Source organism: Nocardia fodinahabitans (assembly GCF_052983615.1).
The window spans coordinates 6,584,917-6,599,451 of sequence record NZ_JBRJJC010000001.1 but is presented as its reverse complement, the minus strand read 5'-3'; the positions used below and the strand labels follow the sequence as shown (position 1 = coordinate 6,599,451).

Annotated in this window: 12 protein-coding genes; 5 read left to right on the top strand and 7 right to left on the bottom strand. The window is 69.9% G+C overall.

Annotation, left to right across the window (positions count from 1 at the left end; genetic code table 11):
• Positions 1 to 144: 144 nt before the first annotated feature.
• Both NV348_RS31190 and NV348_RS31185 read left to right on the top strand, forming a co-directional pair.
• A complete protein-coding gene (locus NV348_RS31190; protein ID WP_447150064.1) occupies positions 145 to 837 on the top strand; it encodes a TetR/AcrR family transcriptional regulator C-terminal domain-containing protein in 693 nt (230 codons plus the stop codon).
• A 97-nt stretch (positions 838 to 934) separates the two neighbouring features.
• Positions 935 to 2,122, top strand: coding sequence for a fatty acid desaturase family protein (locus NV348_RS31185; protein WP_447150063.1), 1,188 nt, complete (start codon positions 935 to 937; stop codon positions 2,120 to 2,122).
• Between the two features lie 20 nt (positions 2,123 to 2,142).
• Here the strand turns inward: NV348_RS31185 and NV348_RS31180 are convergent, their stop codons facing one another.
• On the bottom strand, positions 2,143 to 2,898 hold the full coding sequence (locus NV348_RS31180) for a hypothetical protein (RefSeq protein WP_447150062.1): 756 nt from the start codon (positions 2,896 to 2,898) through the stop codon (positions 2,143 to 2,145).
• Positions 2,899 to 2,925: 27 nt separating this feature from the next.
• On the opposite strand from NV348_RS31180, the gene NV348_RS31175 reads away from it, so the two are divergent.
• Complete coding sequence (locus NV348_RS31175) at positions 2,926 to 6,141, top strand: ATP-binding protein (protein WP_447150061.1); 3,216 nt, start codon at positions 2,926 to 2,928, stop codon at positions 6,139 to 6,141.
• Between the two features lie 106 nt (positions 6,142 to 6,247).
• Here the strand turns inward: NV348_RS31175 and NV348_RS31170 are convergent, their stop codons facing one another.
• From NV348_RS31170 to NV348_RS31150, 5 genes are all read right to left on the bottom strand, one after another.
• On the bottom strand, positions 6,248 to 6,859 hold the full coding sequence (locus NV348_RS31170) for a hypothetical protein (protein ID WP_447150060.1): 612 nt from the start codon (positions 6,857 to 6,859) through the stop codon (positions 6,248 to 6,250).
• 125 nt (positions 6,860 to 6,984) lie between these two features.
• The gene (locus tag NV348_RS31165; protein ID WP_447150059.1) at positions 6,985 to 8,526 is read right to left on the bottom strand and encodes a molybdopterin-dependent oxidoreductase; all 1,542 of its coding nucleotides are present in this window, start codon (positions 8,524 to 8,526) and stop codon (positions 6,985 to 6,987) included.
• A gap of 49 nt (positions 8,527 to 8,575) precedes the next feature.
• Positions 8,576 to 9,310, bottom strand: coding sequence for an anti-sigma factor (locus NV348_RS31160; protein ID WP_447150058.1), 735 nt, complete (start codon positions 9,308 to 9,310; stop codon positions 8,576 to 8,578).
• On the bottom strand, positions 9,307 to 9,954 hold the full coding sequence (gene sigK, locus NV348_RS31155; protein WP_447150057.1) for an ECF RNA polymerase sigma factor SigK: 648 nt from the start codon (positions 9,952 to 9,954) through the stop codon (positions 9,307 to 9,309). The genes NV348_RS31160 and sigK overlap by 4 nt, the downstream gene beginning before the upstream one ends.
• Before the next feature lie 122 nt (positions 9,955 to 10,076).
• Complete coding sequence (locus tag NV348_RS31150) at positions 10,077 to 10,730, bottom strand: fasciclin domain-containing protein (protein ID WP_447151197.1); 654 nt, start codon at positions 10,728 to 10,730, stop codon at positions 10,077 to 10,079.
• Between the two features lie 184 nt (positions 10,731 to 10,914).
• Here NV348_RS31150 and NV348_RS31145 point away from each other — a divergent pair, with 184 nt between their 5' ends.
• Complete coding sequence (locus NV348_RS31145; protein WP_447150056.1) at positions 10,915 to 11,538, top strand: carbonic anhydrase; 624 nt, start codon at positions 10,915 to 10,917, stop codon at positions 11,536 to 11,538.
• 99 nt (positions 11,539 to 11,637) lie between these two features.
• Here NV348_RS31145 and NV348_RS31140 read toward each other — a convergent pair whose 3' ends face one another.
• Positions 11,638 to 13,260 (bottom strand): sigma-54-dependent Fis family transcriptional regulator, encoded by a 1,623-nt coding sequence (locus tag NV348_RS31140; RefSeq protein ID WP_447150055.1) that lies wholly within the window; start codon positions 13,258 to 13,260, stop codon positions 11,638 to 11,640.
• Between the two features lie 153 nt (positions 13,261 to 13,413).
• Here NV348_RS31140 and NV348_RS31135 point away from each other — a divergent pair, with 153 nt between their 5' ends.
• Entirely contained in the window at positions 13,414 to 14,529 is a 1,116-nt protein-coding gene (locus NV348_RS31135; protein ID WP_189028321.1) for an NDMA-dependent alcohol dehydrogenase, read from the top strand.
• Positions 14,530 to 14,535 lie beyond the last annotated feature (6 nt).

The window sequence follows — 14,535 nt, the reverse complement described above, 5'->3', positions numbered from 1 at the left end:
ACGATCGGTCCTTTCAGCCGGGATCCGAGGAATCGGTATCAGCTCCGGGGACCTGTTACACCTCCAGTAGACGCGTGAATCCCCCGGTTGTCAACGCTGTAGGTCTACACTGGCAGCGACAACCGAGTAGACGGAGGTGCCCTCATGGCCGAGGATTCGACTGATGGCGCCCGCCGCCCCACCGGTGCGGTGACCAGGGATTCCGTGCTCGCCGCGGCGCTCATGATCGTCGATCGCGACGGCATCGAAGCGCTCTCGATGCGCCGCCTGGCCGAGGCGGTCGGCCGGGACCCGATGGTGATCTATCGCCATCTGCCCAACAAGGCCGCCGTGCTCGACGGCGTGGCCGAGATGGTGTTCGAACAGCTGATGGTCGACGCGGACGACCCCGACTGGGCGGCACAATTGCGCGCGGTCGCCCGCGCGTTCCGCGCACTGGCACTCGCCCACCCGAATGTCGTCCCACTGCTGGTCACCCGGCCGTTGTCGACCCCGCTGGGCATGCGTCCGATCGCGGTGGTCCGGCCCCTCGAGCACATCCTGCGGCTGCTCACCCGCGCCGGTTTCACCGGTCCTGACGCACTGCACGTCTATCGCGCCCTGTTCGGCTTCCTCTACGGTCACGTCCTCAACGAGCTCCAGGAGGTCGTCGAACGCCCCGAGGAATCCGACGAGGTCCTGCGCCTGGGCCTGCACCGCCTGCCGATCACCGAATTCCCCCTGGTACGCGAGCTCGCCCCGACCCTGGCGGCGTACGACGGCGCCGCCGAACTCGAGCGCGGCCTGGACATCCTGCTCACCGGCCTGACCGCGACCCTGCCCTCCCCCGCGGGCTGATCGCCCGGCCACCTTCACCTCTACGCGGTGCGTCTACACCGTAGATATCCACTGTAGGAATCCGTAGGATCGATGCTACGACCAGGCGAGGACCCCCATGGCCATTACCGAAGTCGCGGTCTACGCGCACCTGAGCAAAGCCGATGTCGAGGCGCTCGGCGAGGAACTCGACGCGATCCGGCGCGACATCGAGGAGCGGCGCGGCACTTCCGACGCCGACTACATCCGGCGCACGATCGCGTTCCAGCGAATCCTCGACGCGAGTGCGCGGCTGCTCCTGGCAGGCACCGGCTCGCGCCTGGGCTGGCTCGTCGGCACCTCGGCGCTGGCCGCGGCCAAGAGCATCGAGAACATGGAGATCGGCCACAATGTGTCGCACGGCCAATGGGATTGGATGAACGATCCCGAAATCCATTCCCGCACCTGGGAATGGGACATGGCCGGAGTGTCGTCGCAATGGCGGTACTCGCACAACTACCGCCACCACATGTTCACGAACGTGGTCGGTATGGACGACGACGTCGGATTCGGCGTGATCCGGGTGACCAGGGACCAGCAGTGGCGACCACGCCTGCTCCTGCAACCGCTGCAGAACCTGTTCCTGGCAGCCACTTTCGAGTGGGGCATCGCCCTGCACGGCCTGTATTCCGAACGCGACCGCGCCGCGACCGCCGCCGAGAAGACCGCGCACACCAAGGCTCTGGTCCGCAAGATCGGCAGGCAGACGGCCAAGGACTACCTGTTCTTCCCGATCCTCAGCCGACGGCGCTGGCGCCGCACCCTCACCGCCGACATCGCCGCCAACGCACTGCGCAACCTCTGGGCCTATGTCGTGATCTTCTGCGGCCACTTCCCCGACGGCGCCGAGAAATTCACCCCGGCCGCGATCGAGCACGAAACCCACGGCGAGTGGTATCTGCGCCAGATGCTCGGTACCGCCAACTTCGACGCGGGCCCGATCCTGGCCTTCCTCAGCGGCCACCTCTCGCATCAGATCGAGCACCACCTCTTCCCCGATCTCCCCAGCAACCGCTACGCCGAGATCGCGGTCCGGGTGCGCGCGCTGTGTGACAAGTACGACCTGCCCTACACCACCGGCCCGCTACCCCGGCAGTACCTGCTCACCCTGCGCACGATCAACAAGCTCGCCCTCCCCGACTCGTTCCTGCTGGCGACCACCGACGACGCCCCCGAAACCGCGTCCGAACGCAAGTTCCCCACCGCGGCACCCACCGAGCCGGGAACGATCCGGCGTGGCCTGCGCACCGCGCTGCGCTCGAGGTAGTGCGCCACGGATCGGCCCGATCACGCGGTCCGCTGGTGATCCGGCGATGACAGGCCGCGCGTGTGCTTCGCCCACCGGCGCAATCCGCCCGGCCGGCGCAACATCAGGACACCGATGGCGACGACGGCGATGCCGCGCGGCGCTTCGTAGATGAATCCGGACAGTCCCTGAGTGGCGGGGATCGGGAGGAAGAACCCGACCATGCCGAGCAGCGTGAGCACCGCGATCCAGCGGGGAACCGTGTTGTTGCGCAGCATGCTCGCGCCCAGCAGACCCATCCCGGCGAGCATGACCAGACCGCCGAGCGTGTTGAACAGTGCGAACGCGGTCGAGTCGATCATGTTGTCGTCGGCGGCGATCAGGTGCGCGGTGTCGGGGTCGGACGCGAACGGGTAGGCGACGAACAGCTCGACGGTGAGATGACCGGTCGCGGTGACGATATTGCCGACCAGGTAGCAGACCGTGCCGATGAATCCGGCCGTGCCGAGTCTCGGCCGCAGCCACACGTACATTCCGGGCAGGCCGAGGACCAGCAGGACGGTTCCCAGGCCGAGCAGGATCTGCGCGATTGGAGTGCCCGGGCTGGTGAGCGCCTCGACCGAATGGCCCTTGCCCGCGACGATCGGATGCAGCGTGCCGCCCGCGATGCACAGGGCGCCGCCGACGGTCAGCGCGGCACCGCACATTCGCAGTACAGTCTGGCGAGAGGGGCCGCCGACGACGGTCCGATCTTCGCTGGTGGCCGGGGTTGGCAGGAGTGCTTGCATGTGTGTCATGAGCCAAGAGTCGACGAGGGCGCTGGTGTGACGCTGGTGCGCGGCCGGTCCGGCGACGACCTGCCCGCCATCGCGGTGCTCGGGCCGCTGGAGGTGCGCGGCTCGGACGGCACCCGCATCATCATCCCGGCGCGTAAACACGCCGACCTCCTGGTCATCCTCGCGGCTGAGCGCACCACCCGCAGCGCGCGCTATCTGTGCGAACTGCTGTGGCGGGGAAGCCCGCCCGAGAGCGCCCTGGTCACCTTGCAGGGCTACGTGTCGCGATTGCGCCGGGCCCTGCGGCCACTTCCCGAATTCCGGATCGAGACGGGCCCGAACGGCTACGTGCTGCGGTGCGGCGGGTCGGGCACCGATCTGGATCTGCTCGACGTGCTGTCCAGGGACGCTCGGGCGGCACACGCCGACGGTGACGTCCGGCGAACCGTCGATCTGCTCGAACGCGCGTTGCGCCTGTGGCGCGGCGATGCGCTCGCCGATGTGGACGACGTCGCCGAACTCGCTCCCGAACGGGCGCGTCTGGATGAGCTGCGATCGGAGCTCATCGAATTGTGCGCCGAGGGATTGATCGTGCTGGGTCGCGCCCGGCACGCGGTCACACTGCTCACCGACGAACGCGAGCGGCATCCGCATCGGGAAGGCACGGCACGGCTGCTGGCGCTGGCGCTGCGCGACTGCGGACGGACCTCGGAGGCGCTCGACGTTCTCGCCCGGTTGCGCCGGTCGCTGCGCGACGATCTCGGGCTCGATCCCGCGCCCGACACCCTCCGGGTCGAGAACGAAATCCGCCATCCGGCAACGCCGTCGACGGCCCCGGTGTCGGGGCGGTCCGCCCTCGTCGGACGTGACGACGTCGCCGCAGTCCTCGATCGCGCCCGAAACCGGTCGCAGCAGGGACTGACCGTCGTGACGGTGCGCGGCGCTCCTGGAATCGGTAAGACGGCCGTCGTCGACGATACTGTGCGACGCCACGGCGATGTGGCCTTCTTCACCGCGGGCATCAGCGGGGTGGGCGCTTCCGCTCTGGCGACGCTGATGCCGTGGCTGGATCAGGCCGCGCTGGCGGGGCGCGCCGTCCCCGACATTCCGACGCCGCGCTCGCTCGCCACATTGTTCGCGGACGTGGCCCGGGAGACCGGCCGAATGGTCGCGATCATCGATGACGTGCAGTGGGCCGACCCCGACTCGGTGCGGATGATCGCGGCGGCCATGCGGGTGCTGCGCGCTCATCCCGTCTTGCTGCTGCTCACGATCCGGCCCGAGCCGCTGCCGGCCGAGGTGGGCGCCGCGGTCCGGCTGCTCCAATCCGCGGGCGCCCATGTCGCGGTGGACCTGCCGCCGTTGTCCGACGCGGCCGTGGACGCGTTGGTGCGCGCCGATCCGGGTTCGGCCGGTCCCGAGGTACGCGCCCAGATCGTCGAGTTGAGCGGCGGCAGCCCCTTCGTCGCGGCACAACTGTGCGATCTCGTTCGGGCCGGCCGCCTCTTGGACGTCGGCGGCGCCGCGACCGAGATCACGGCGGCGAAGCTGGGCGCGGTATCGCCGTCGGCGCGAGCGCTCGCCGAGGTGCTGGCCGTCCTCGGTCCGCAGGCTTCGATCGGACTGGTCGCCGCCGCCGACGGTGCGCCACGGTTCGATGATCGGATCGGTGAGCTCGTCGCCGCGCGGGTCGTCTCGGTCGAGGACGGCACCGTCGCGTTCGGGCACGAACTCGTGCGCTCCGCCGTGCTCGCCACGATCGGTGAGGTACGGACGGCGCTGTTGCACAGGCGGATCGCGGACGCGCTGGCCGACCTGCGACCCGGTGCGCTCACGGCGCAGGCACGGCATCGCAGCGCCGCCGCACTCGATTCGCTGGATGCCACCGCGGCGCACGCCTGTGTCGCCGCGGCCCGGGACGCGCTGCGGCGGGACGCGGCCACCGAGTGCGCCGAACTCGCCGCTCGCGGGGTCCGGCACGCGGATCCCGGCGATGCGGAGTTGTTGATCGAGTTCGATCGGCTTGCGGGACAGGCGCACAACCGTCTCGGACACTACGACGCGGCCGCCGCGTGTTTCGACCGCGCCGGTCGGCGATGCGGTGAACGCGGCGACTGGTCCGGGCTGGCGCGGACCGCGCTGCTGGCCGCACCGCGTGGCGTAGCCGGCTACTTCTCCGGATACGGTGTGGTGCAAGCGGGTTCGTCGGGGCTGCGGGCGCAGGCCCTGGCTCATCGCCTCGATCTCGACGCCGACCTGGTCGCCGAGGTGGAAGCGGTCGAGGCCACCGACCGCGCGATTCACGGTATCGCGGGCGATCTCGACGCCCTGGCCGATGCGCGGGCGCGCAGTGCGCCGGGGCGTCGATCATGGCCACAGGTACTGCTGGCCGAGTTCGTGTGCACCTGGGACCCGACAACTGTCGCCGACCGGCACGAGATCGCCGAGGAACTAGAGGAGCTCGCGGGCCACGACCGCACGGCGCGGGCGACGGCGGTCCATCTGCGCCGTGTCTGTGCCCTCGAGGCGGGCGATCTGCGGCTGGTCCGCCGACTGTCGGCCGAGTTCGCCCGGCTCGCCGCCGACGGCGGCACCGACCTCGCGGCCACCCAGCTGTGGTGGCAGGTGATGCTCGCCGTGCTGCGTGGCGACTACCGGCAGTCTCGGGCGCTGATGACGCACTTCGCCGACGATCTGGGCACGGTCGACGATCGGGCGCGGCTGCTCGCCGAGGCCTCGATGCTGACGAGCGGTTCGATCGAGCTGTGGCACCGCGGACGCCTCAGCGAGGTACTGGCCGACGCGGACCGCATGGCCGAGGACTTCGACGAGGACTTCGCGCTCGTGGTCGCGATGGCCGCGGCGGAGATCGGTGACCACGATCGGGCGATGTCGTCGATCGAGTCCGTCATCGCCCAACTGGGGAGGTGGCACGGCCCGCGCGTCGTCGTGCGTGTGCCGTTGCTCGTCGAGGCGCTGCTCGCGGTCGGTCAGCGCGCGCCGCGGCTTCGCGACCGGGTCGTCGAGCTCGCCGCCGAACTCGAACCGCTGACCCGGGGGTGGGGTGAGACGTTGATCGTGCAGTGGCCGGGACTGGTGTGTCTCGGACCGTCGGGGCTCTACCGCGGTACCGCACGCGGGATCCTCGGTCTCCGGGGCGCGCGCGATGAGGTGGTCGCCGCGCAGCACCGGGCGCGCGCACTCGGCGCGCGCCCCTATGAGTCGCGCGCCGCGGATCGCCTGACACGGTGGCCGTTCGGCTGAGCCGTCACCACCCTTGCGCACCGCCCGTGGGCAGACGATCCGCCGGGCGGGTAGCGCGGTGCAGGTAGCAGACCGTCGAGCTCGCCGACCGGCTGCCTGGGGCACGTCATCCCCCACGGGTATACCGGGAAACAGCACCCACGGTGGAATGGCTCGCGGCTCGGTCGGCCGGCGTCGGCCAGTCACGCGGTATTCCGAGGAGGGCGCTCACCCAGCGGATCGCCGACATCACCGCGTGGAGGTCGTCGAATCCCTGTCCGAAGGCCTCGGTGCGATCGTCGATGCGGAAGGGGCACAGGCACGTGTGCGGGCGGTGGGGGTCGCGGCGAGGGCGCCCGATCACGATCACCACCGGACCGGCGGCGGTGTCGACGGCCCGTGCGCCCAGGGGCGGGCCGAATGCACGGGCGTTCGCCGTGCAGGCGCCGCCGACGCGTGGTCGGTCGGTCAGGGGTTCGCGCAGCCGATGCGGATCGGCCGGGTTGTCCGGCGAGACGAATCTGCCTGTCGCACTGTGGATATCGATCAGGGCGGCGTACACCGCAGCGAGTCTGTCCGGCCCGCGGACTCGATGGGTGCGTGTGCCCGCGACGCGATAGGTGCAGTGCCAGTCCTGCGTTGTGGTGTCCTGCCGGGGGTCGGCGATCTCCACTCCGAATTCGTGGTCGCCGTCGCGGACGGTACTCGCCACGATTACTTCGCCCAGGTCGCTGTTCACAGTTTCCTCCTGATGGGTCCGTGGGATGACCAGCGCACAGTCACGCCGCCCGACCGGATGTGCCGTAGTGCGCAGGGAGTTCGCTCCGCACCCGCCCGGAGATGGGTGATCGTGGTGGTCCGGAATCAGCGCACCGTCACCACCCGGGTGTGCCGCCCGGTGGCGCCGTCGGGGAACGGCGCGGTGCGGGCCTCGGTCTGGACGTTGCCCGTGCCGTCGACGGCACGGACGCGCAGCGTGTGCGTGCCGGGCGCGGCATCCCACGTCCAGGTCCACTGCCGCCAGGTGTCGATCGAGTAGGCCGTGGCGAGCGTGGCCTGCCGCCACGGGCCGTCGTCCACCTGCACCTCGACGGCGGCGATCCCGCGTCCTTGCGCCCAGGCGACACCGGCCACGGTCACCGGCCCGGCGGCGAGGGTCGCGAACGCGGCGGGGACATCGATCCGCGACGCGGTCTTGATGGGCGCCCGCTCCGACCAGCCACGCTCGGTCCAATACGCACGGGCCCGGTCGAAGCGGGTGAGCTCCAGGTCGACGACCCATTTGGTGGCCGACACGTAACCGTAGAGACCGGGCACGATCATCCGCACCGGATAGCCGTGCGCGACGGGCAGCGCAGCGCCGTTCATGGCCACCGCGAGCAGGGCGTCCGGATTGCCCAGGACCGCGTCGAGCGGGGTGCCTGCGGTGAAGCCGTCCACGCTGCGCGACAGGACCATGTCGGCGTCGGGCGCCGGACCCGCCTCCGCCAGCAGGTCGGCGAGGCGATAGCCGGTCCAGGTGGCCGTTCCGGCGAGCGTGCCGCCGACCTCGTTCGACACGCAGGTGAGTGTGATCAAGGATTCGACGGCGCGGCGAGCGCTCAATGTGTCGAAGTCCAGCACGATCTCCCGGTCCACCATCCCGTGCACGCGCAGCCGCCACTGCGCGCGCGTCAGCGACGGCAGTTGCAGCGCCGTGTCGATGCGGTAGAACTCCGCGGCCGGCGTGACGAACCGGGTCAGGCCGGGCACCGGAAGATCCATCTCCGGCAGTACCGGCGATGCCGGGTCGGCGACGCGCGGTGGCACGAACGCCGCACGGTCGGCTCCGATATCGCGCAGCCGGCCACCGATGATCCGGCCCGCCGCTCCCGCTGCCGCCGCCCCGGCGGTCACCCCCGCGACGGCCAGCAGGAAGCCACGCCGGCTGAGACCGTCACCAGGTGGCCGATGGACCGGAACGACGAAAAGCAGGCCGAGCGTGGCGATTCCCGCCGCCGTTCCCACCAGCGCGGGAACCGCGAAGGCCGGGCCCGCGGTCGGCCGCAGTACCGCGAGAACCGTGACAGCGGCACCCAGCACACCCAAGACCGTGGCACCCGATACGGGGCTGCGGCGGGCGAGCAGCCCGATCAGCGCGGCGGCCGCCGCCATGACCGCGGCCATCGTGATCGCCAGTGCCAGTTTGTCGTTCGTACCGAACCAGCGGATAGCGCTGTCTTTCAACCATTTCGGTGTGTGATCGACGACGGTGGCACCGAGGACGTAGAACGGGGAGGCGGCCGGATCGATGAACACCGCGACGAGGTGCCCGACGCCGACCACCGTCGTCGCGGCGGCCGTCGCCGCGAGCGCGGCCGTGGCGCGGCCCAGTGGCCGATGGGTGAACGCGGTGCGGCGGACCATGCTGTCACTCCTGAGGTATCGAGTGCCGGCGCGGCCCGCCGCGGGCGGGTCAGCCGACTGTCATGCTGACGATCGGTGGTGTGGTCGGCCCGGCCGAACCACCGGCGGGTTCGACCGTCACCGCGAGGGTGTCGGCGGCGTCGACGGCGGTGACCACCGAGGCGGGGCCGTCCATGACCGCCACCGAGCGGGGTGCGCCGCCCGCGGGCACGCGCCACAGCTGGTACGCCCGGTCGGCGGGCAGCGCGGGCATGTCGCTGAACGACACCGCCGCGGCACCCAGCGCCGCGGACTGATGCACCGTCATCGCGCCGCCACCGGTGATCGCGACCGACGACTCCCGGCTGTCGGGCTCCTCGACCACCTGCTGCGCGGTGATCGCGCCGGTGTCGTCGTTCGCATGGTCGATCACGACCGCGATCCCGGTGCCGATACCGACCGCGACGACCGCGGCCGCGGCGACGGTCAGCCAGCGCAGGCGCCAGCGCTTGCCGAGCGGGTCCCGGCGGGCGAGCGGACGCACCTGCGGATCGAGCTGGTCCAGTGCCCGCAGTAGCGCGGATTCGAGCCGGGCCGGCGGCGGCACCGAGTCCGACACGGTCAACGCGGCCATGGTCTCGCGGATACGATGCACGGCGGCGAGGAACTCCTGCGCGCGCTCGGGGTCCGCCGTGGCGAGCTCATCGTCGATGGCGCGCCGCTGCCGGGGATCGAGCGCGTCGAGGGCGTACGGGTAGGCGTCGTCGAGCCAAGGCCGAGGGGTCCGCCGATCTGTCTCGCTCATCGGGAATTCCCTCCGGTCAAACAGTTTTCGAGTCGCTTCAAGCCGTCTCTGATCCGGCTCTTCACCGTCGGCAACGGCACGTCCAGGGTCTCGGAGACCTCGGCGTAGGTGCGCCCGCTGTAATAGGCCAGCGCGACGGCCTCACGCTGCAGGTAGGTCATCGTTTCGAGACAGTCCTGGACCGACTGCTCGTCGAGTCGCTGGGTGACCTCCTCGGCCACGATGTCGTGGTCACGGCCGAGGTGGGTGTGGCCGAACACCAGGTCGCGGCTGGTCGCCGATTGTTCGGCGCGCACCCGGTCGACCGCGCGACGGTGGGTCAGCATCATCAGCCAGCCGATCGGGCTGGCCTTGCCGACGTCGTACTCCCCCGCCAGCGACCAGACCTGCAGAAATACTTCCTGCGCGATGTCCTCGGCGGCGCCGTGGTTGCGCACCACCCGCAGCGCGAGCCCGAACACCCGGGGACTGGTGGCACGGTAGAACTCGGCGAACGCCGTCCGGTCCCCGGACGCGATCTCGCCGAGCAGGATCACCAGCCGGGCTTGCACGGCGTGGTCGGGTTTGGCGGGCGCCGGGCAGGCGGGCGCCGGATCGGTCACCACGCGCAACCGGATCGGTGAGGAGCCCGGGTGGTTCGTCATCGTGTGGTCCCTGCGTGCATCAGCATGAGAGGGACTTCGGCCAGCCCCGCGGTACGGATGGGCGCCGCCGAAGACTTTCTCCCGCAACTCTACGGTTCCCGGCGGCGTGACCATCGTGGACCTCACGCCGCGGGCGGCATGAGCACGCTGTCGATCATGTAGACCGTCGCGTTCGCCGTGCGCACACCACCGCAGACCACGGACGCGTCGCCGACCTTCAGGCTGTCGCCCGAGCCGGTCACCGTGACCTCGGAGCCCTCGACGGTCTGGTGCGTGCCCGCGACGTCCTGCGGCGCGAGCTGACCCGGCACCACGTGGTAGGTCAGGATCTGGGTGAGCGTGGCCGAATCGGTCTTCAACGACTCGACGGTGGCCGGATCGATCTTCGCGAACGCGGAATCGACGGGCGCGAAGACGGTGAACTGGCCCCCGTTGAGGGTGTCGACCAGGTTGACCTGCGGGTTGAGTTCGCCCGACACCGCCGCCACGAGTGTGGTGAGCATCGGGTTGTTTGACGCGGCGACGGCCACCGGGTCCTGAGCCATCCCGCTCACCGAGCCGGGGCCGCTGGGGACCTGGGCGGCGTACTCGGCACATCCGGGGCCGACGAGACCCGACGCGCCGGATCCGTTCGCCGCGGACGTGGTCATCGCCGCGGAGGTGGTCGTCGCCGAAGTGGTCGCCGAAGTGGTCGAATCGTCGTCGGAACAGGCCGAGGCGCCGAGTACCGAGCCGAGAAGTGCTGCCGCCACGAGTGTGCTGCGCAGAGTTCGCATGGTCATTCCGTCGCTTCCGAGAGGGCGGCGAGATGCCGCGCTGAGGTGGACGCAACGGAGTTCGGCCAGCCCGCCCGGCCGGATGGCTCCGGATCGACAGCCAGTTCACCGGGCGCGTGGCGGGGAGACGCAGCAGCCGGGGGTCCTTGTCACCACGCATCGCAATTCGGGCAATATGGGTGTTATGCCGCATTCGAATCCTGTTGCCGCGTGGAAGTCCCTGCGTGCTGGAAATGACCGTTTCGTCACCGATACCCTGCAGCACCCCAGCCAGGGCGCCGCGGATCGCGCCAAGCTGGCGGGTGGCCAGCAGCCCTCGGCGATCCTGTTCGGGTGTGGCGACTCCCGGGTCGCCGCCGAGATCATCTTCGACCGCGGGCTCGGGGACATGTTCGTCGTGCGCACCGCGGGTCATGTGGTGGACAGTTCGGTGCTCGGCTCGATCGAATACGGCGTCGCGGTGCTGCAGGTGCCGCTGATCGTGGTCCTCGGCCACGACTCGTGTGGCGCGGTGGCCGCGACGATCGATGCGCTCGACAACGGGACGGTGCCGGGCGGGTTCATCCGCAGCGTCGTCGAACGCGTCACGCCGTCGATCCTGCTCGGGCGCCGGGAAGGCCTGACCAACGTCGACGACCTGGAGGCCCGCCATGTGGCGGAAACCGCGCGCCTGCTCATGCAGCGTTCGTCGACCATCTCCGACCGCGTCGACGCCGGCGAGCTGGCCATCGCCTGTGTGACCTACAACCTCGCCGACGGGCGCGCCCAGCTGCGCAGCGTCATCGGCGATATCGGCGAAGTCGCCTGACTCTCGGTGATCTCGACTGTGGCGCCGCACACACAGTGTGTCGGTGCGGCGTAGCGGCTGCCATGGATGAGCCGGGTACAGCGCAGCCGGGTGCCGCCGTCAGTAGACGGTGATGCGCAGCGCGCGCATCTTCGCGTAGAGCGTCGTTCGCGAAATTCCGAGGGCCTGCGCTGTCTTGACCTTGTTGCCGTCGAACGTGCGCAGGGCCTCGACGATGACGTCGCGTTCGGCGCGATCGATGGGCATCAGTTGCCGGGTCGGCTGCTGCGCGCGGTAGGCCTCGGGTAGGTCGTTGAGCACGACCGCGCCGGTGCGCCGGTGCCGGATGACCTCGGTGATCACCGCGCGCAATTCGCGCAGATTGCCGGGCCAGTGGTGTGCGGACAGCGCCGACAATGCCCCCGGCGTGAAATACAGCGAGCTGTCCGCGCCCGCCTCGCGCAGCATCGCCGCGACCAGCGCCGGGATCTCACCGCGGCGGTTGCTCAGTGGCCCGAGTTCGATGCGGTCGGTGCATTCCGCGGCCAGCGCGGCAGCGCGGCCGGTGAGGGTTTCCACCGCTCCGGTGACCAGCACGACGCGCGGCACCTGCCGATCGGCGACATGGGTGGCGACGAGATCGATCAGATCGTCGGGCAACAGGTCCAGGCCGTCGATACAGACGGTGCCCTGCCGGGCGCGGACCAGCGCGGCGAAGTCGCGGGCGAACACGTCGCTGCCGTCGAGCAGGGCGTTGGCGGCGGTCAGGACGGTGACCGGTTGCTCGGTGGCGTGTTCGCGCGCGGTGCGCGAGCGCCCGGAACCCGGTGGGCCGGCGACCAGCAGCGGATCGCCGGGCTCGAGCGCTCGACGGGAGTAGGCGATGCTCGCCCGCTCCAGCGGTTCGACATTGAGCAACGTTCCCCCGGCCGGGCCACCGACCCGGGTCGCTTCGACACGCACCGCCATCCCGGATTCCAGCGTCAGATCGAAGACCGAACTGCGGCGTACATCCGGTGCCATCATCCGCAGCAACGCGAAGTCGGTGGCGCCGAGCAGATCGGCGGCGGCCTGGTTGGACATGAGCAGGTCACGGCCGATGGCCAGCACCGCGCGGCGGCGCGTGCCTGCGGCCTGGAACGCCGCGAGCAGTTCCTTGTCCGAGATGCGGGAACCGTCGAGCAGCCGCTGCTCGATATCGGCGACCGCGCGGGCGACCAGCGGCGGCAGCAGCGGGCTGGCTTCCTGGACAACCGCCGACAGGTCGAGCACGCCCTCGATCCGACGGGTGGTGGGGTGAAAGATGGGGTGTCCGTAGCAGCTCATGCGCCGCAGCGGAACGGCGAAGTGCTCGTCGCCGTTGACGGCGATGCTGGTGCGGGTCTCCAGGGCCACACCCGGCGCGGTGGTGCCGACCGCCTCTTCGAGCAGAGACGCGCCGACGTCGACGCCCAGATCGTCGAAGACCTGCCGGGCGCTGCGATTACCGCACCACTGGTGCGCGACGCGGCCTTCCCGGTCGACCACGATCGTGGTGAAGTTGGTGCCCTCGAGTCGATGGTTGAGGTCGTCGAGCACGACCGCGGCCGCGGCCATGAGCGGACTGGCTTCGTCGATATCGACATAGCTGATCGTGTCCAATGCCGAGCCCGGCTCGAGTCCGGCCATCGTCGCTCGATGCCAGGACGCGGCGATCGGTTCCCGCCTGACTTCACTCCCGACCTGATCCACCACCTCGACCACTCCATTCACCTCGGGTTCGCCTGCGCCAACCGTAGCAATCGTGACCGGGGTCACGGTTGTCCAATTTCTGAACAGTCACGGGAGCTCCCCGTTGCGAATGTGGTTCCCGTCACTCCAGACGGGGCGCATCAATGAGGATCAGGAGAACCCGCCATGAAGACCAAGGCCGCGGTCGTCTACCAGCCCGGCAAGCCGATCGAGATCGAAGAGCTCGAACTCGACAAGCCTCGCGAGGGAGAGGTACTCATCCGGTACCTCTACGGCGGGCTGTGCCATTCCGATGTCCATATCGCCCACGGCGACCTCGAAGCGCGGCTGCCGATGGTGCTCGGCCATGAGGGCGCGGGCATCATCGAAGAGGTCGGGCCCGGCGTGACCCGGGTCGCGCCCGGCGATCACGTGGTGTGCTCGTTCATCCCGAACTGCGGCACCTGTCGCTACTGCTCCAATGGTCAGCAGTCCATCTGCGATATGGGTGCCACGATCCTCGAGGGCTATCTGCCCGGTGGCCGCTTCCCGCTGCGGGGACCGGCCGGTGAATACGGCGCGATGTGCATGCTCGGCACGTTCAGCCAGTACGGGGTCATCCACCAGAACTCCTGCGTCAAGGTCGACGATGACCTGCCGCTGGACAAGGCCGTGCTGGTCGGCTGCGGCGTGCCCAGCGGGTGGGGGTCGGCGGTCAACACCGCCGAGGTCAAGCCCGGTGATGTCGTGGTCGTCTTCGGCATCGGCGGGCTCGGCATCAACGCGGTGCAGGGCGCACGCTTCGCCGGCGCGCGCTACGTCGTCGCGGTCGACCCGCTGCACAACAAGCGCGAACGAGCCCTCGAACTCGGCGCCACGCACGCGTTCGCCGACGCCGGTGACGCGCTGGCCACGATCAACGACCTGACCCGCGGACAGGGCGCCGACGCCGCGATCCTGATCCCGGACCTGATGACCGCCGAGATCGTCCGCGCCGGCTTCGATGCCGTCGGCAAGGGCGGCAAGGTCGTACTGACCGGGCTCAACAAGCTCGACGAGATCAACATCCAGCTCCCCGGATCGATCATGACGTTGTTCCGGAAGGAACTGCGCGGCAGCCTCTTCGGCGACTGCAACCCGACCGTCGACATCCCCAAGATCCTGGGGCTCTACCAGAGCGGCGATCTGAAGCTCGACGAGCTCATCACCCGTACCTACACCCTCGACCAGGTCAATCAGGGCTACGACGACCTGCTCAACGGCCAGAACATCCGCGGCGTGCTCGTGCACGACCATTCCTGATCCGGA

What these genes read in the sequence shown, in the direction of transcription:
- NV348_RS31145 (WP_447150056.1), top strand. Translation starts at nt 10,915, where the DNA reads ATGCCGCATTCGAATCCTGTTGCCGCGTGGAAGTCCCTGCGTGCTGGA.
- NV348_RS31135 (WP_189028321.1), top strand. Translation starts at nt 13,414, where the DNA reads ATGAAGACCAAGGCCGCGGTCGTCTACCAGCCCGGCAAGCCGATCGAG.
- NV348_RS31160 (WP_447150058.1), bottom strand. Translation starts at nt 9,310, where the DNA reads ATGAGCGAGACAGATCGGCGGACCCCTCGGCCTTGGCTCGACGACGCC.
- NV348_RS31180 (WP_447150062.1), bottom strand. Translation starts at nt 2,898, where the DNA reads ATGACACACATGCAAGCACTCCTGCCAACCCCGGCCACCAGCGAAGAT.
- sigK (WP_447150057.1), bottom strand. Translation starts at nt 9,954, where the DNA reads ATGACGAACCACCCGGGCTCCTCACCGATCCGGTTGCGCGTGGTGACC.
- NV348_RS31190 (WP_447150064.1), top strand. Translation starts at nt 145, where the DNA reads ATGGCCGAGGATTCGACTGATGGCGCCCGCCGCCCCACCGGTGCGGTG.
- NV348_RS31165 (WP_447150059.1), bottom strand. Translation starts at nt 8,526, where the DNA reads ATGGTCCGCCGCACCGCGTTCACCCATCGGCCACTGGGCCGCGCCACG.
- NV348_RS31185 (WP_447150063.1), top strand. Translation starts at nt 935, where the DNA reads ATGGCCATTACCGAAGTCGCGGTCTACGCGCACCTGAGCAAAGCCGAT.
- NV348_RS31150 (WP_447151197.1), bottom strand. Translation starts at nt 10,730, where the DNA reads ATGCGAACTCTGCGCAGCACACTCGTGGCGGCAGCACTTCTCGGCTCG.